Source organism: Paenibacillus sp. FSL M7-1414 (assembly GCF_038003195.1).
Taxonomy (GTDB): Bacteria; Bacillota; Bacilli; order Paenibacillales; family Paenibacillaceae; genus Paenibacillus; species Paenibacillus amylolyticus.
Window position 1 is genome coordinate 3,802,817 of record NZ_JBBOOS010000001.1, and the last position, 16,523, is coordinate 3,819,339.

The 16,523-nt window shown below is 45.9% G+C and carries 15 protein-coding genes; 4 read left to right on the forward strand and 11 right to left on the reverse strand.

Annotated elements, in window-relative coordinates:
• Positions 1-16: 16 nt before the first annotated feature.
• The 4 genes from MHH92_RS16450 to MHH92_RS16465 form a co-directional block, all read right to left on the reverse strand.
• The gene (locus MHH92_RS16450; protein WP_235431586.1) at positions 17-1,240 is read right to left on the reverse strand and encodes a VWA domain-containing protein; all 1,224 of its coding nucleotides are present in this window, start codon (positions 1,238-1,240) and stop codon (positions 17-19) included.
• Positions 1,225-3,693: a DUF5682 family protein gene (locus tag MHH92_RS16455; RefSeq protein WP_340904954.1), complete on the reverse strand. Its 2,469-nt coding sequence runs from the start codon at positions 3,691-3,693 to the stop codon at positions 1,225-1,227. The genes MHH92_RS16450 and MHH92_RS16455 overlap by 16 nt, the downstream gene beginning before the upstream one ends.
• Positions 3,681-4,781, reverse strand: a complete 1,101-nt coding sequence (locus tag MHH92_RS16460) for an ATP-binding protein (protein WP_076328618.1) — start codon at positions 4,779-4,781, stop codon at positions 3,681-3,683. The genes MHH92_RS16455 and MHH92_RS16460 overlap by 13 nt, the downstream gene beginning before the upstream one ends.
• A 421-nt stretch (positions 4,782-5,202) precedes the next feature.
• Positions 5,203-6,180, reverse strand: coding sequence for an aldo/keto reductase (locus MHH92_RS16465; RefSeq protein WP_307411809.1), 978 nt, complete (start codon positions 6,178-6,180; stop codon positions 5,203-5,205).
• 189 nt (positions 6,181-6,369) lie between these two features.
• Between MHH92_RS16465 and MHH92_RS16470 the strand changes: the two genes are divergently transcribed.
• From MHH92_RS16470 to MHH92_RS16485, 4 genes are all read left to right on the forward strand, one after another.
• A complete protein-coding gene (locus MHH92_RS16470; protein ID WP_340904957.1) occupies positions 6,370-7,569 on the forward strand; it encodes a cytochrome P450 family protein in 1,200 nt (399 codons plus the stop codon).
• Between the two features lie 40 nt (positions 7,570-7,609).
• Entirely contained in the window at positions 7,610-7,951 is a 342-nt protein-coding gene (locus MHH92_RS16475; RefSeq protein ID WP_076328616.1) for a ribosomal protein L7/L12, read from the forward strand.
• Between the two features lie 171 nt (positions 7,952-8,122).
• Positions 8,123-8,407 carry an ArsR/SmtB family transcription factor gene (locus tag MHH92_RS16480; RefSeq protein ID WP_076328615.1) on the forward strand — a complete coding sequence of 95 codons (285 nt, stop codon included), beginning with the start codon at positions 8,123-8,125 and terminating at the stop codon, positions 8,405-8,407.
• Between the two features lie 228 nt (positions 8,408-8,635).
• Positions 8,636-9,820 carry an MFS transporter gene (locus MHH92_RS16485; RefSeq protein WP_340904959.1) on the forward strand — a complete coding sequence of 395 codons (1,185 nt, stop codon included), beginning with the start codon at positions 8,636-8,638 and terminating at the stop codon, positions 9,818-9,820.
• Positions 9,821-9,929: 109 nt separating this feature from the next.
• Here MHH92_RS16485 and MHH92_RS16490 read toward each other — a convergent pair whose 3' ends face one another.
• The 7 genes from MHH92_RS16490 to MHH92_RS16520 all read right to left on the reverse strand — a co-directional run bounded on the left by MHH92_RS16490 (position 9,930) and on the right by MHH92_RS16520 (position 16,513).
• Complete coding sequence (locus MHH92_RS16490) at positions 9,930-10,685, reverse strand: SDR family NAD(P)-dependent oxidoreductase (protein WP_076250445.1); 756 nt, start codon at positions 10,683-10,685, stop codon at positions 9,930-9,932.
• Positions 10,686-11,008: 323 nt separating this feature from the next.
• Positions 11,009-12,736, reverse strand: coding sequence for a ubiquinone-dependent pyruvate dehydrogenase (gene poxB, locus MHH92_RS16495; RefSeq protein WP_340904963.1), 1,728 nt, complete (start codon positions 12,734-12,736; stop codon positions 11,009-11,011).
• A 256-nt stretch (positions 12,737-12,992) separates the two neighbouring features.
• Complete coding sequence (locus MHH92_RS16500; protein WP_340904965.1) at positions 12,993-13,754, reverse strand: SDR family NAD(P)-dependent oxidoreductase; 762 nt, start codon at positions 13,752-13,754, stop codon at positions 12,993-12,995.
• A gap of 151 nt (positions 13,755-13,905) precedes the next feature.
• Complete coding sequence (locus MHH92_RS16505) at positions 13,906-14,211, reverse strand: Dabb family protein (protein ID WP_036673713.1); 306 nt, start codon at positions 14,209-14,211, stop codon at positions 13,906-13,908.
• Positions 14,212-14,615: 404 nt separating this feature from the next.
• Complete coding sequence (locus MHH92_RS16510) at positions 14,616-14,867, reverse strand: type B 50S ribosomal protein L31 (RefSeq protein WP_036613829.1); 252 nt, start codon at positions 14,865-14,867, stop codon at positions 14,616-14,618.
• A gap of 144 nt (positions 14,868-15,011) precedes the next feature.
• The gene (locus MHH92_RS16515) at positions 15,012-15,278 is read right to left on the reverse strand and encodes an HPr family phosphocarrier protein (protein ID WP_340904969.1); all 267 of its coding nucleotides are present in this window, start codon (positions 15,276-15,278) and stop codon (positions 15,012-15,014) included.
• 167 nt (positions 15,279-15,445) lie between these two features.
• On the reverse strand, positions 15,446-16,513 hold the full coding sequence (locus MHH92_RS16520) for an NAD(P)-dependent alcohol dehydrogenase (RefSeq protein WP_253508936.1): 1,068 nt from the start codon (positions 16,511-16,513) through the stop codon (positions 15,446-15,448).
• Positions 16,514-16,523: the final 10 nt, after the last annotated feature.

The window sequence follows — 16,523 nt, forward strand, 5'->3', positions numbered from 1 at the left end:
ACATTCCTCCTTGAATTTAAGTGATGATCTCGCCAATCCAATCCGCGAGTTCGTTAGGCGTAATTGCTGCTACATGTGCCCCCATATTGGTTAATGTCTGTGCGGCATGTTTGTTATAGACTGAATCCCCGTTAAAATCGAGCGCGGTGAGAACCAGCAATTTACATCCTGCATCGATGATATCTTTACAGGCTTTGTACATCTGCGCAATCGGGTAACCTTCCTCCAGATCACTAACCAGAATAAAGATGGTTTTGCCCGGATTATCGATTAACGTCTCGCCATAACGCAGCGCTTTGGTAATATGTGTGCCCCCGCCGAGCTGTACATTCATGAGCACGTCTACGGGGTCTTCCAGCCTGTCGCTCAGATCAACAACCTGCGTATCAAATATGAATAATTGGGTGCGCAACGCATTCAAACGGTAGAAGATGCTGGCCATCACCGAACTGTAGATGACTGAATCCAGCATACTGCCACTTTCGTCCACACCAATGATGATGTTCCACTTGTTATGGGGCTGGATATTCCCATCGAAATACAGACGATCAATCACAAACCTGCGCTTGTTTTTATCGTAATTTTTCAAATTCTTGGTGATGGTTCGCTTGAAATTCAGATTGCGTAAGGATCGTACTGAACTGGAGGTGTAGCGACTGCGCTTGCCCATGATACTGGCTCGGGTCTGCGATTCCAGCTTGCTGCGGAGCTCTTCAACCACAGTTCGCACGATATCCTTGGCGCTCTTTAATACCTCACCTTTCATCCGTCCTTTGAACTGCATAATATTCTTGAGCAGATTCATGTTGGGTTCAAGGGATTCAAGCAGCTTTTTGTCCGTTAACAATTCTGTCAGCCCGTAACGATCAAGCGCCTGTTTTTCCAAAATTTCTACCGTTGGTTTGGGGAATAGATCCCTGACCTTGTGCAGCCATTTTGGTACAGTCAGGTTAGACACACCGCGTCCTCCCTCTTTTCGGTAACCTTGTTCTTCACCGTATTCACGGTTATACAGATACCCCAGAATCTCATCGATTTCCGTATATTGAAATTCAGCCGAAGTGTATTGGTCTGTATTACACAACCCTTCTTCCGCCGATTCACCGAGAATCAGACGCCATCGATTTAAGGTTTCAGCAGAATGTTGATCCCCTCGTTTGCTTCCATCCGGATTGGAACTTTCATTGATTTCTCCGGTTTCGTCCGTTGTCCGATTCGCTTCATTCATATTAGCTTCCATGCGGCAAACTCCTTTCGAAGCGCTTCATCCCACGTCTTGGACTGAATCAGCATCTGTTCATCGACCGCAGGCCTCAACATCTCCTCTGGTTCAACCTGATGCAGACTCGCCACCCGCTCCGCAATCAAGCCCGTCTCCATTGGTGTAAAGTAGGTGAATGCCAACCGCAATTCCGGTACCATACTGATGAAGTCGTCGTATGACAGCTGTTCAATCAGATAATTCAACTCAGACAAGAGCTGATCTTCATATAAAAAAGCGTCACGCGCTACAGTGAATACTCCCTGCAAAAAAAGTGCCGTTTGACGGGTCTGATCCGGTGTACCATGGATATACCCGCGAGCACGATCAACAATCTCATCCCTGGGCCTGTCACCGAGCCCTGAGGAAATAGCCACACACACACCCTCCAGCTGAGCCGGAAGCTGGTGATCAGACAGAAGCTCATTCAGGTGAATTCGGAATGTCTCATCCTGAAAATTCTCCTCTGATGACTCCGCGAGCATGGCTAGCAGCTTCAATCCCTGAATAATAGCTTCATGTTCATCCGGATTGGCTCTGGAGAGCTGTAACAACTTGTCTACGGCATTCCTATAAGCTTCGGATACCAGGTCAGGGAGATGTTGCTCGTCAGATAATCCCAGCAACCTGCGGTGTTGATGAATTCGGTTCAAGACATGCAGACTGTTACATAAGGATAGAAAATTCCCGTCCGTTCTCAGCGCTGAACGGACCTGTTCATAGAGTTTCATCGCAGTGTCCTGAAGCCCCAAAAGTAGCGCTTGAAGCATGAGTCGGGCAAGTTCACCGCTATGATGATTCGGTATTTCTTGCATTTGTTCTTCCATTTTGCGCGTAGCCGCTCCAGCAAGTGTTCCGCCATAGAGAGAGTTTTCTATCAATCTGGCTTCAATACGGGAGGAGTACATATAAACCCAGGTTTCACGTACGAGATTCATGTCACGCTCTGCGATCCAGTCCGGCCCCGATTGCCGTTTCGCGAATTCCGGAACCAGATAGGTGATGCACTGAATCAATTGACTTATCTGACGGTGCTCCGGTTTCGCATACAGATCCAGCACTTTCTTGTGCTGTCCTGTTGTGCGGATCTGCAGTTTGTACTCTGTACAACGCGCCTTGAAGTCCTCCACGATGGGAATACTGAATGAATTGGGAGCCACACTTCCAATGACGTCTCCTGTCAATAACTGCTGCAGCTCTTGCAGCGGTTTATCGGTCGCCAACGTAAGCTCCCCCTTCACAAAGGAAGAGAGTGCTGCATCCATTAACTCATAGACGCCGCCTTCCCTTTTACCCCGAAGCCCGGCAAGACCTTGAATCATGCTGTACGCCTCAATTGCATCACTCGTTGATACATGCTCGTGTCCGTCCCGTAATTGACGCATCAGCCGGGATAACAAGTCCAGAGCCGTTAGATTATACGGTGTACTCTTTTTGCGAAGCAGCTGGTTCCAGATCTGATCGTAATAATTTACATAAGGCATGCCACTCGCATATCCATTGAGCCGATCCGCTTCAGCAAAGGTATAGACCATCGGGTACATTTGTTGGTGAACCGTATCTGGATTAACCGCACTTTGTTGAGACGTTCCTGGTTTACCTTGTCCATCCAAACGTTGGTCTGTATGCCGTTTATCCATTTCTGGCTGTTCCAATTCCGATTCATGTTGCTCAGACATCAACAGTCCATACGTATGAAATCCACCGGTAATGACAAGCACACGGTCATGCTCCTGCACCGCTTGATTAATACGTTGTCTCATATGTGCTTCTCTTGCCAGATCACCTGAAGAATGTAATCGTTCCGTGGAATAACACATTCGGGATAAAGTACAATACGTGAATACATCCTGCACGAATGCCTGAGTGGATTTTTCCAGACCGCCAATTTCAAACACCTTTTCCCATAATTCATCAAAACTGCGGCAGTTTGTTTTTTGGCATAATCGGTTAATGAAGTCAGACCCCGCAAGCAAGGTTTCGTCCTGGATGGAGATCTCCTTTTGTTCTGTCTGGCCGGATTTGGATGCACGAGTGGAGAAGTGTTGATAGTCCAGATCAATAAACTTCGCCGGAATGTCCAGGCGTTTTGCTTCTTTCAAAGCTACATATTCAGGCGAATACCGAAGCATCGGATAATAGCAGGCTTCTCTCTCCAATTCACTCTCATAGGTATAGTACAGACTGACAGGAGGTATCGTTGCCTCATCACTCAGCACTGAAATTAATGGATTACCGCTCTCCGGTCCTTCGATCAGAATGATATCCGGCTTGTACTCCCCAATTAATCGTAACAAGTGATACGAACATGCAGGGCTATGGTGTCGTATTGGATAATAGACCGTAGGATTACTTAGGTTATACACCTGGGATTCGAACAAGGATTGTAACTGATCAACATCAGGGTCCAGAACTGCTGTTAACCGATCCATTTTCTCTCCTCATAATAGTCCTTCCACATTCCCTCTTCTCTGGAACGCTCTTTTACGACCTTGGAGAAGTAGGTTTTGAGAATGGACAGATCCTTGTCGTTTTCCTTTGCAATGGTCCCCAGCATGTTCTGCACCAACCGATCCAGCCCAATAGCTTTATCTTCGTAATAATAGGAAGTCATCGCACTCTGGACATAGACAGACACCGCTTCCGCCGTACTCATGGATGCTTGAGGGGTGTCCAGCTTGTAGCCTTCCCGTGTCATGCCGGTGCGCAGTTCCATGAATGTTGTAGCCAGCAATTCAACCACATCCGGGTTAATTTCAATATCAATTCCACTATGTAACAACAGGCTTCGTGCCTGGGATTCAATGATTTTGGCTTCCATCTTTACGTTATGAATGGGCTTGATTGTTTCAAAATTGAAGCGACGTTTCAATGCACCGCTCATTTCGTTAACACCTTTATCCCGAATATTGGCTGTAGCAATGACGTTAAATCCCGGTTGGGCAAACAGTACACCACCATCCAGTTCAGGAATGCTCATGACCTTGTCACTGAGAATACTGATCAGACTATCCTGCGCTTCAGCTGGACAACGTGTAATCTCTTCAAAACGGGTAAGAATGCCTTTCTTCATGCCGTTATATAACGGTGATGGCACAAGTGCCGCTTCCGAAGGGCCTTTATCAAGCAACATGGCGTAATTCCAGGAATACTTGATCATATCTTCTGTTGTGCCTGCTGTACCTTGAATCGTGTTCAAACTGGTACCGGAGATCGCTGCGGTCAGCAGTTCGCTAAGCATGGTCTTGGCTGTCCCGGGTTCTCCCACGAGCATTAATCCTCGATTGCCTGCCAGAGTAACCACTGCACGTTCAATTAACACGTCATTGCCATAGAATTTGCGGGTAATCGTGATCTCTTCTCCATTTAAAAGCGCAGGCTTATCCCTGCCAATAATAAAATCGCGCACATAGGCGGGAGATAACAGCCAGTTCGGGGGACGTTTCCCCTGATCTTCCTCTCGCAGCGCGCGTAATTCAACCTCGTATAATGTCTCGGCGGGTGGTTTAAGCATCTCCATCGTCAAGGTGTCTCCTCTCACATAAACAGATCGTATGTTCTTATTCCTATCATTTTATCACAGCACTCCAGCAACTACCCTGTAAAACGATAAAAATGGTTGAAACGTCCTTCTTATCAGCACTCTTCCTAAGTCCATGGACATAGCCTCTAGCGCAAATATGAAGGTGAAACATCCTTACAGCCGTGCCAACACACTGGTTTCGGATCCGAATCAGCATGCTTATTACCCATGTATACGCATTGTAGGCCATATGACCTTAGGATTCATTACACTTTCGATCATGTGTTTCAACCAAATGAAGCCGATTATTACAAAGAAGACACAGGCCATCAGCAGCCTGTGTCTTCTTATATGTTCAATTTTCACCCAATATCTATGAATTTTGATCGAAACGAACCACTCTCTCAGATGTCTCTACTTACATTCTACGCCCGCATGAAGCGGAATAAAGCTCGTACCACTCATAACGGGTAAGCTCAATATTCGTTGCATCACGACAGGCCAGAATACGTTCTGGTCGAATCGAACCAATGACAGGTTGTATCCCTGCTGGATGCTTCATTAACCAAGCCAGTACAATAGACTCCGGTGTCACCCCACGCTCCTTAGCCATTCGATCAACCAATTGAGCCGTATGCTCAATCTCCGCCCGCTGTCCCTCAACTACCCTGCCAGTAAATCGCCCTTGAGCAAGTGGACCCCAAGCTTGCAGTTGAATATGCTCTGCCTGACAATATTCCATCGTGCCATAGGGAAACACGTTGTCTCTCGCTTGAGGACGATTTACCGTCACACCGGCTTCTACGAATCCAATTTTGTCTAAACTCATCTCTAACTGGTTCACAATCAGGGGTACTTTACTATGAAGCTGAAGAAGGCGAATCTGTTCAGAACCCATATTGGACACACCAAAATGGCGCACTTTACCGGAATGATGCAGCTCAGCCAGTGCTTCTCCAATCTCTTGCGGATGGGCGAGCGGATCAGGGCGGTGTAACAGCAAAATATCCAGGTAATCGATACCGAGCCGTTTCAGGATACCGTCCACACTCGCCAGGATATGTGCACCTGAGGTGTCATAACGCTGCGGTCCTTCATCATCACCCACAAGACGTATACCACATTTCGACTGTATAATGATCTGTTCACGCAAACCAGGAGTTTCGGATAAAACTCGCCCCAATACATGCTCTGCCTTACCACGTGTGTAAATATCCGCTAAATCAAAGTGATTAATGCCGATTTCAATAGCTGCTTCTACCGCTCGATGCCCTTCCACAACAAGATCTGAAGTAATGGGAAGACCATCCCATTCACCGCCAAACCGCATACAGCCAAGAACCATTCGACTTGCCGGAATCTGGTGGTGATGTAAAGGAAGTTGTGCGTAAGACATGTCAGCGTTCACCTCATTTTCATTTTTACCAAGCATAATAACCGATTCTCTCTACCATGTCTTCTTCCATCTTCCTCTATTTTCCTGCTCTATCATCCATATGAAGAAAAAACAAGGTTTCAAAAGCTTGTGTATTGAATATATAGAGGGTGCAGGTATTATGCAGGAATATGAGAGGAGATTTTGCATTTGAACCCGAATGAACCCAACGAGTCCTCAAAGCCAGCGTTTTTCACGAAAGAATTCACACGCAACCCTTACCCGGTATATGAAAAATTTAGAAACGAGGAGCCTGTTTTCAGAGTCATGTTTCCTCATGGGGAATTCGGCTGGATTATTACGCGATACGAGGATGCAGTCCAGATCCTGAAAGATCCTCGCTTCAGCAAAGACATGGTCCGACGTTACGGTGCTGACAATCAAAGCATCTTCTCCAATAATATGTTGTTCTCCGATCCGCCGGATCATAAACGTCTTCGGGGACTTGTGCAGAAAGCATTCACACCCAAACTGGTCGCAGACATGCGGAGCCATATTCAGGACATTGCTGATGAACTGCTGGACAACCTCCCGTCACAGGAAAAAATGAATCTGATCGATGACTTTGCCTTCCCGCTGCCCATCATTGTCATTAGTGAAATTCTGGGAGTCCCTCTTGAGGATCGTGACAAATTCCGCATCTGGTCCAATACGATAATTGATGCTTCCATAGCCGAGAGCGCCGAGCTGTTTGAGCAGCATGCCAGGGAGTTTACGGATTACCTGATGGCCTGGTTTGCAAAAGTTCGCCAAGATCCCGGCACTGATCTGATCAGCCAGCTCGTCATTGCAGAAGAATCCGGGCAGCAGTTAACTGAACGAGAACTGCTTGGCGTTGTCTCCTTATTAATTATTGCCGGTCATGAAACAACCGTGAATCTGATTGGAAATGGGATTCTCGCCCTGCTGGAGCATCCGGAGCAACGCGAACTGCTCATCAACCAGCCCGAGCTTATTCACAATGCCATTGAAGAGATGCTTCGCTATAACGGACCGGTGGAGTTCAGCACATCCCGCTGGGCTCTGGAAGATATTGAATTCCGTGGACAACGTATCGCTCAAGGTGATCTTGTCATTGTTGCGCTTGATTCCGCCAACCGGGACGAACAGCAGTTTAAGGATGCTGATATTTTCGATATCACACGCGAGAAGAGTTCGCATCTGGCTTTTGGCAAAGGCATTCATCTCTGCTTGGGAGCACCGCTTGCTCGTCTGGAAGGTGAGATTGCAGTCAGCACACTTCTGAATCGTTTTCCAAATATACAGCTTCAGGCAGATGTGAATGAACTGGAATGGAGACCAGGTATGAATGTTCGTGGTGTCAAGGAAATCCCGGTTCAACTAAAATAATGGCTAAATATGAATAAATGAAAGTGAGGCACATTACATCATGGAAATGAACACCTTGGTATGGATCGTTTTGCTGCTTCTGATCTTTGTGTTACTGGTCAGAGTCACCAGCCTGCAACGCCAATTGAATGAATTGAAAAGAGATGTCGAGCGTCTGGAGAATGGTTCAACCACAGGCACGCGCTCCGACTTCAATTACACCTTGTCGCCGAAGGAAGCATCTCCTTCCCACACAAGCCAACCAGCCCAAACGGATCTGGATCAGGAACTGCTTACACTTATACAACAAGGGAAAAAAATTATGGCGATCAAACGACTGCGTGAAGCCAGAGGTCTTTCGTTGAAGGAAGCCAAAGACTATGTTGATTCTCTGGATCGGTAATATACAACTCACATAACTCTCAGGAGAAGTTACTCCAGACTTTCGGCTGTTAACACAGACGCAGTAGAAAGTGTGGAATCTTCGTCCGAGAGTTTACTTTTCAAACGACATATGCTACTGTTATTTCTATATTACTAGAAATAAGAAATAAAGACGAAAGGACCGATTATTATGCAATCAAACTCGAATGAGATTGAACAAGTTGTCAAAATTCATAAAGCGCTGGGCGAACAAACACGCTACAAGATCATTCAGATTTTATCGGGCGAAAGCAACCTGTGTCCTGCCGATCTGGAGAGCCGCCTTATTACGGTTGCCCTATCGACTCTGTCTCATCACCTGAAACAGCTGTCCGATTGTGGTCTGCTTACATCGCAAAAGAAAGGTACGTATATCTACTACAGCCTGAACACGGAGACCGCACAAAAGTTTGTTCCCTATCTGCTAAATAAATAAAAAATTTGAGTCATATTTCTATATAATTAGAAATATTGAAACAACGCACAATATTTATTAGTAAAACCAGGTCACCTAAGTTTACGCTTATTCCAATATTCATTATCTAGGTTGTAACATTACCATTCGCGCAGATGGGTTGCATTCAGAGCATTCATGTCTTGTTCTATCGTCTTTATTTCTATATTTCTAAAAATATAATAATAATCAGAAAGAGGTTATGTTTCCATGTCTTCTACGCTCAAAATCTATGTTCTTGCCTTGGTCAGTTTCCTTGTGGGAACGTCCGAATATGTCATTGCCGGCATTTTGGATCGTATTGCAGATACGATGAATATCTCTTTAATCGCCGCCGGACAGCTTATTACGATTTTTTCACTCGTATATGCTCTCGGTACACCTGTCATTATTGCACTGACTTCGCGCTGGGACCGTCGCAAGCTGTTGCTATACTTCCTCGGTCTATTCGTTGTGGCTAATGTTCTTGCCTATCTGTTGCCGGGTTATGGACCGTTCGTCGCAGCACGCGTGTTGATGGCTTTAGGCGCGGGCGTTGTTGTTGTCACGGCATTAACGGTTGCTTCCCAAATAGCGGCTGAGGGCAAACAAGCTAGCGCAATCGCCACAGTAATCACTGGATTTACGGCTTCTTTGATCGTTGGCGTTCCGCTCGGAAGGCTTGTGGCTGCATCTTGGGATTGGAAGCTTGTTTTCGCAGGTATCGCCGTTCTTGGCATTCTCGCCATGCTGGTGATCGCGGCCGCCATTCCGCCTTCCAAAGCAGAAGCGCCTGTTCCACTGAAGAAACAACTGTCTTTGCTCAAACAGCCACGAATTGTATTGGCACTGCTGGTGACATTTTTCTGGTTAGGTGGGTATTCCATTGCCTACACGTATATTTCACCTTACCTTGTATCCGTTTCAGGAATGAGCGAAGCACTACTCAGTTCAGCTTTACTCGCATTTGGCATTGCAAGTCTGATCGGTTCGAAAGTTGGAGGATTCAGTGCTGACCGACTGGGTGTCAAACGAACGCTAATCACAGGCATGACATTGCATATCGTGAGTCTGGTCCTGTTGAATATAACGGCAAGCTCTCATCTCGCTGTCTTCCTTGTTCTGATTTTGTGGTCTTTTGCCGCATGGTCCTCAGGTCCAACTCAGCAATATAATCTGGTCACCATGGCTCCGGAATCCTCAGGCATTATGCTAAGCCTCAACAGTTCGGTGATGCAACTTGCGATGGCTGCCGGCGCAGGTATTGGCGGAATCGCGGTCAGCAGCGTTTCATTGTCATCCATTACCTGGATTGGCGCTGTCGGGGTTGCTGTTGCCATAATCATCGTTATAAGTTCATATCGTTCAGCATCTACGAAAAGTAAAAAAAACACTGCATCACACAACGTTGCCTGATATGGATTCGCAGTACAAAAGACAAACCAAAAAGAGAGGCCACTGTATGCATACAGTGGCCTCTCTTTAACCATTTTAACGGCTATTCTATTACCGATAAGCAGAACTCTTATTGGGCCGTAACTGCACCATCGATCGGATATACTGCACCATTGATATACGGCGCTTCATCTCCAAGCAGGAAAGAAACCAAATTCGCGATCTCTTCCGGTCTGCCCAGACGTCCGGATGGAATGCTGTCAACAGTTGCCTTGAACACTTCAGGGTTGTCTTTACCGAACTGAATGACCATTGGCGTCTCAATTGTACCTGGGGCAATCGCATTTACACGAATGTTGTCCTTGCCATATTCAATCGCAGCTGTGCGAGTCAAGCCGACCACGCCATGTTTGGTTGCTGCGTAAGGTGCAACTGCAGGTACACCAACGATACCCGCTGTTGAGGCCGTGTTCAGAATGGAACCTCCACCTGTTTTGAGCATTTCAGTAATTACATACTTCAACCCGTAGAATACACTTCTCAGGTTAATATCAATGATCTGGTCAAACTGCTCAATCGTATGTTCAATCAGCTTAATACCAGGACCTGCAATACCTGCATTATTAAAGAACATGTCGATTCGTCCGAACTCTTCGACTGTTTTTTTTACATAATTCTCAACTTCAGGTGCTTTACTTACATCTGCTTGTACAAAAATAGCTTTACTTCCCAGCTTCTCAATCTGCTTAACCGTCTCAAGACCTGTCTCTTCGACAAGATCCACAACGACAATGGATGCACCCTTCTCAGCCAGCTTCAATGCTGCTGCTTGGCCCAATCCACTTCCTGCTCCAGTAATAATGGCTACTTTTCCTGCGTGACTCATGTTGATCTCCTCCATGTGTGTGTGTCATCTTGTGATTGGATCGATGAATACGATATGAAACGTACTTACATGCAATGATGCAATATGTAGGTCAAAAATGGCATAAAACCTTCCTGACTTTACCTATTCTAATAGACTTTCGACATAAAAACAAATCATATAATATGTATTCATACTATATGACCTGTCACTTTTTCAGCATTTTAATTGAAGGAGCACACAACTATTACGTCTTGTTGCATGCTCCTCTTTTACATATACAATACTTTTTAAGTCGGTATCTCTATAACTTCAAACGGTGCATATCCGCTTATCAAAACACTTTAACGCAGCAAATTCGTTTTTGCCAATTCAATAATTTCGTCACCGCGTCCATTGAGCACGGCTTTCATCATCCATAAGGTGAATCCTTCCGCCTGTTTGATATCAATCTTCGGAGGTAAGGACAATTCCTGACGATTCACCACCACGTCAATCAGCACAGGACCATCATGCTGAAGGGCACGCTGCACAGCTCCTTCGAGTTCATCCGGATCCTCAACCCGAATACCTTCCATGCCCATGGCTTGAGCAACCATCGCAAAGTTGGGATTTACAAGCTCTGTTCCCGATTCCAGGAATCCGGCAGCTTTCATCTCCAACTCAACAAAACCGAGTGCTCCATTATTAAACACCACAACTTTGATCGGCAGATTATGCTGTTTCAGTGTCAACAGATCACCCATCAGCATCGTAATACCGCCATCACCCGACAACGAGATGACTTGTCTGCCCGGATCAGCGACCTGAGCACCAATTGCCTGTGGCAGGGCATTTGCCATCGTACCATGACTGAATGAACCGAGCAGCCTGCGATTACGAGACATCTCGATATAACGGGCCGCCCATACTGTTGGAGTACCAACATCACAGGTGAAGATGGCATTTTCAGCTGCGACATCACTAATGACCTTGGTCAGGTACTGCGGATGAATGGGCTTTTTACCCGGTTTTCCAACGGCCAGCTCGTCCAGATCTTTGCGTACTTTCACATAACGATCCACACTTTTACGCAGATGTTTGTCACTGTGTTCTTCTGTCAGATAAGGAAGCAAAGTTTCAATGGTCGCTTTCACATCCCCACATACGCCGTAATCCAGCTTCGTGCGCCGACCCAGATGGGAAGATTGAATGTCTACCTGAAGGACTTTCGCATCTTCGGGATAGAATTGACGATATGGAAAATCCGTTCCCAGCATTAATAATACATCACAGTCCATCATGGCATGATAACCGGATGAATACCCGATTAGGCCGGTTAGGCCGACGGAATAGGGGTTGTCATACTCCAAATATTCCTTGCCTCGTAGCGCAATAACCATCGGAGATTTCAAACGATCACAGAGCTGCATGAGGGGTTCCCGAGCGCCTGCGCAGCCTGCTCCGCACAACAACGTAATTTTTTTGCCTTGATTCAGATATTCCGCCAGTTTCACGAGTTCAGGCTCAGAAGGATGTACCACTGGATTGGTCGCATGATACACGTGCTCAGGCACAGGCATATCCGCTGCTTCAAGTCCTGCTACATCGCCCGGCAATACAACGACGGACACACCTGAACGTGCAACTGCTGTCTGAATAGCCATCGTCACGGAACGCGGCATCTGTTTTGCTGTTGTAATGACTTCACAATAATCACTACATTCCTGAAACAGATACTCCGGATGCGTCGCCTGAAAATATTCACTGCCAATCTCGTCACTTGGGATATGTGCAGCGATAGCGAGTACAGGAACACGATTGCGGTGACAGTCATACAGACCATTGATCAGATGCATATTGCCCGGTCCGCTGCTTCCTGCGCAGACAGCGATACTTCCACTGACCTCAGCGTCCGCCCCAGCAGCAAATGCAGCTACTTCTTCATGTCGTACATGAATCCACTCGATCTTCCCAGAACGACGAATGGAATCGAGTACCGCATTCAAGGAGTCTCCAACAATGCCATATATGCGTTTGATGCCAGCGTTCAATAAGGATTCAACCAGAACGTCCGCGACTGTTTTTTTCATAATAGGTGAGTCTCCTTTAATTGCTCATTTTGATTATGTTTCCACTCGGTTAATATACCTATTCTTATACCCCAATCTTCTGAAACCCGAACCAACTCAATATGTATGTCTGGATATATGAAACTAAACCGGCCCCTTAAACCCTTATTCCAGCTATAGCAAAATGCCAAAAAATCCGCTTGTCGAATGACAAACGGATTACGGTTAAACTAGGTTTATTGTTATTCCATCTGGATTTCCGAATCCAAATCAGACATTAGATAGCAGGCATCACATTGCCACCACTAACCGGGATATAGGCACCCGTGATAAATGAGGACAGGTCCGAAGCGAGAAAAGCTACCGCATTGGCGATTTCCTGATCTTCACCCCTGCGCTTCAGCGGCACGGTACGTGTATATGCCTCATCATGTCCAGGCTCACTGGACCGATCATGTTCGCTAATTGTCCATCCAGGTGCAACCTGGTTTACGGTAATCTGATACTCACCAACCTCCTTGGCAAGTACGCGATATACGCCATCCATTCCACGCTTACCAGCCGTGTAAGCCGATTGGTGAGCGAAGTTTTGCATCGCACATTCTGTATTGATACCAATGAACCGACCGGCTCCGATATCTTGCATATGTGGAATGAAAGCTTTGGCCAGATACACACTCTGCATGACACAGGATTCAAATTGGCTCAAGTAATCTTCAGGAGACTGTTCCAACACCGTTGTCCATTCATATTGAATGACCGCATTGGCAACAACGATATCCACTCCGCCGAGGACAGACTGAATCTCATCACGCATCCGAAATGCTGTATCCTGCTTTGTAATATCTCCCTGTACAATTACAGCCTTACGACCGAGTGCTTCAATCTCACCTTGAAGCTCCCGAGCCTTGGTATCATTATTTATGTAATGTAGAGCCAGATTGGCGCCACAGGCTGCCAGCGTGCGGGCGATAACTCTCCCCAGTTGTCCGGTTGCGCCTGTAACCAGAGCCGTTTTTCCTGAGAGATCCAATTGCATAACAGCGAAAACCTCCTTGAATTCATTTGATCGAAAACGATTTCGGAAATATGTTACTTTTGTTCATTAATTACGCATTATTCAGAGAGATATACAGCATTGTTCAATGCTGTATATGGTAGTTCAACTTTTTTCCTATATGTGGAGACTATTAATTATGATGTTGAATAAGATCAATTTCCTGGAAGCGACTGACTTCCTTTTCCCAACGCTCTTCTACATATTGACGGTGAACCGGGTGATTGTTGTATGCATCATACGCAACCTGATCCGCAAAGACCATCGAGAAACTGTAGTCAAACTCATTCTTCTCACTTACCTGTTTCAGAACCTGAAATTGCTCTACGCCAGGAATGACAGCCAATGCATCTGAACTTTCCTTCAAAAAGGCTTCGGCCTCCGGTGTATCTTTACCCGCGTAAAGTGTAAACGTTACCATATGTGTGATGCTGCTCATCTCTATTTCCTCCTCCAATATGTTCGTACTCGTTTCCTAGTGTACATCCGAATGTGTTGTAAGCGCAATAATTGGTTGAATTAATTTTTAATGAAATGGATATTTCTATATAAATTGAACTAAGGAATATTTATACTGGTCACTTCGATGACAGAACAACCTTCCGATCGCTGTTATCCCCAGATTTTTTTGATTCCTTCTATAAAGGTTAAATCCGGGGATAAAGGCGAACGCTCCGCTTCTTCAGGTTCTTTCTGTCCTCTCCGTTTTGTGTAAATGTTTATCTCAATTTATATAGTTACAAATATTAATTTCAAGTAAAATTCACTAGCCTTTACCCTGAATATGTACACAAAAAAACCTCAGGATAAATCCCGAGGTTTTTTTGTAATGTATGGACAAACTTATTTGGTGATGTTGTATTTACGGTTAAATTTATCAACACGGCCACCGATATCCACGTTTCTTTGTTTACCAGTGAAGAACGGGTGGGATGCGGAACTAGTGTCCACACGGATTACTGGGTAAGAGTTACCGTCTTCCCATTCCATAGTTTCGTTAGAGAACTTCGTGGAAGAACTCAGGAATTTGAAATCAGCACTTGCATCGTAAAAAATTACGAGTTGTGTCTTTGGATGGATGTCAACTTTTGGCATAATCTATTTACACTCCTTTAATATGGGTACTTCTTTAGAATCAAACTACATTTTATTATACTCTTTTTTTGGACAAAGTACCAGCAGGATTTGAGGAATAGCTAAAAAAATTATGATATCTGTGATTTTGCACCTAATCAGGTGTCACACCGTCCCTTTCTCCAGTACATTCAACATGTACTCCAAAGCCTCCAGTTCATCCCTGCCTCTTGTCTGTAATCTGACAACACTACCATATCGAATGGGTAGTAACGCCATTCCAAGCAGGCTTTTGACATCTACACGATGCTCATGCTCAGACTCCATATACGACAAAATAATATCCGAGGAAAAACGCGACGCTTGAGAAGATACCGACATCAGATCATCCCGATGAAAATCAGCGTGTATCATAAATTCATGTACTCTCACAACCTTCAGTTCCTTTCGCTAAGTACTTATTCACCAATATGGTGTGTATCCATTTATATATTAAAATCTTCATGAATTATACCATGTTATGGGAGCTTGACCCATACTTTTTTGCAAAAAAAACAACCTGGAAGAGTCCTATACCGCAGGACTCTTCCAGGTTGTTCTTACATACCGTTCGGATATACCATGACCTTCAGACTGCCGCTTTTATTGTGTAATGCGCGCTCCATCGCTTGCTGTGTCTCTTCGAGTGAATAACGATCTGTAATCAGGGACATCACGTCATGCTGGCCGGAGCTCAGGAACTCAATTCCTGCCGGATATGTGTTGGCATAACGGAATATGCCATAGATATCAACTTCATTGTCCGCAATAAATGGAACATTGAGTGCGATCTCGTCCTGTGCAGGCAGGCCCACAATCGCAAGTTTGCCTCCACGTCGAAGTGAATACAGAGCAGATTGTAGCGCCTTCGGATTCCCCGCTGTTTCCCATGCGGTATCAACACCCACGCCACCTGTTAACTCGCGAATCACAGCCAGCGCATCTTCATTTCGCACATTAATGGTATGAGTGGCCCCCATGCGGCGAGCTGCTTCCAGCCTAACTTCCTCCAGATCCGTTACAATGATCTTCTCTACACCGAAAGATTTGGCAGCAGCCACGGCCATGAGTCCAACGGGACCCATACCCATAATCGCCAGGGTTGTACCCGGAGCCAGTTTGCTGCGGCGTGCAGCGTGAATGCCAACAGAGAATGGCTCGTTCATAGCTGCTTCCTCATAAGACAGATGATCCGGGATCGGGAATACCATATCTTCACGCATCACCATGTATTGTACAAATGCCCCATCCACCGGAGGGGTCGCTAGAAATTGTACATCCGGACACAGGTTATAGCGACCTTCCTTGCATGCCGTGCAGCGTCCGCAAGTCACCCCAGGCTCAATAGCAACCCGATCCCCTGTTTTCAGACGTGATACGTTCGAGCCAACAGCAGCGATGATCCCCGCACACTCATGACCCAGAATGATCGGTTTCTCCACCACAAATCTGCCAATACGTCCATGTTCAAAATAATGCACATCCGAGCCACACACCCCGACTGCCATCACTTGGATTAACACCTCATCAGCTTCCGGTTGCGGGACGGGTTTTTCCTCAATAATAATGTGTCCTGGCTCTGTCATGATAGCAGCTTTCATGGTCTCGGGCAGTTGATGTTGTCCCATACGGTTCTCC

What these genes read in the sequence shown, in the direction of transcription:
- MHH92_RS16450 (WP_235431586.1), bottom strand. Translation starts at nt 1,240, where the DNA reads ATGGAAGCTAATATGAATGAAGCGAATCGGACAACGGACGAAACCGGA.
- MHH92_RS16490 (WP_076250445.1), bottom strand. Translation starts at nt 10,685, where the DNA reads ATGAGTCACGCAGGAAAAGTAGCCATTATTACTGGAGCAGGAAGTGGA.
- MHH92_RS16475 (WP_076328616.1), top strand. Translation starts at nt 7,610, where the DNA reads ATGGAAATGAACACCTTGGTATGGATCGTTTTGCTGCTTCTGATCTTT.
- MHH92_RS16500 (WP_340904965.1), bottom strand. Translation starts at nt 13,754, where the DNA reads ATGCAATTGGATCTCTCAGGAAAAACGGCTCTGGTTACAGGCGCAACC.
- MHH92_RS16455 (WP_340904954.1), bottom strand. Translation starts at nt 3,693, where the DNA reads ATGGATCGGTTAACAGCAGTTCTGGACCCTGATGTTGATCAGTTACAA.
- MHH92_RS16520 (WP_253508936.1), bottom strand. Translation starts at nt 16,513, where the DNA reads ATGGGACAACATCAACTGCCCGAGACCATGAAAGCTGCTATCATGACA.
- poxB (WP_340904963.1), bottom strand. Translation starts at nt 12,736, where the DNA reads ATGAAAAAAACAGTCGCGGACGTTCTGGTTGAATCCTTATTGAACGCT.
- MHH92_RS16460 (WP_076328618.1), bottom strand. Translation starts at nt 4,781, where the DNA reads ATGGAGATGCTTAAACCACCCGCCGAGACATTATACGAGGTTGAATTA.
- MHH92_RS16480 (WP_076328615.1), top strand. Translation starts at nt 8,123, where the DNA reads ATGCAATCAAACTCGAATGAGATTGAACAAGTTGTCAAAATTCATAAA.
- MHH92_RS16485 (WP_340904959.1), top strand. Translation starts at nt 8,636, where the DNA reads ATGTCTTCTACGCTCAAAATCTATGTTCTTGCCTTGGTCAGTTTCCTT.
- MHH92_RS16510 (WP_036613829.1), bottom strand. Translation starts at nt 14,867, where the DNA reads ATGCCAAAAGTTGACATCCATCCAAAGACACAACTCGTAATTTTTTAC.
- MHH92_RS16505 (WP_036673713.1), bottom strand. Translation starts at nt 14,211, where the DNA reads ATGAGCAGCATCACACATATGGTAACGTTTACACTTTACGCGGGTAAA.
- MHH92_RS16465 (WP_307411809.1), bottom strand. Translation starts at nt 6,180, where the DNA reads ATGTCTTACGCACAACTTCCTTTACATCACCACCAGATTCCGGCAAGT.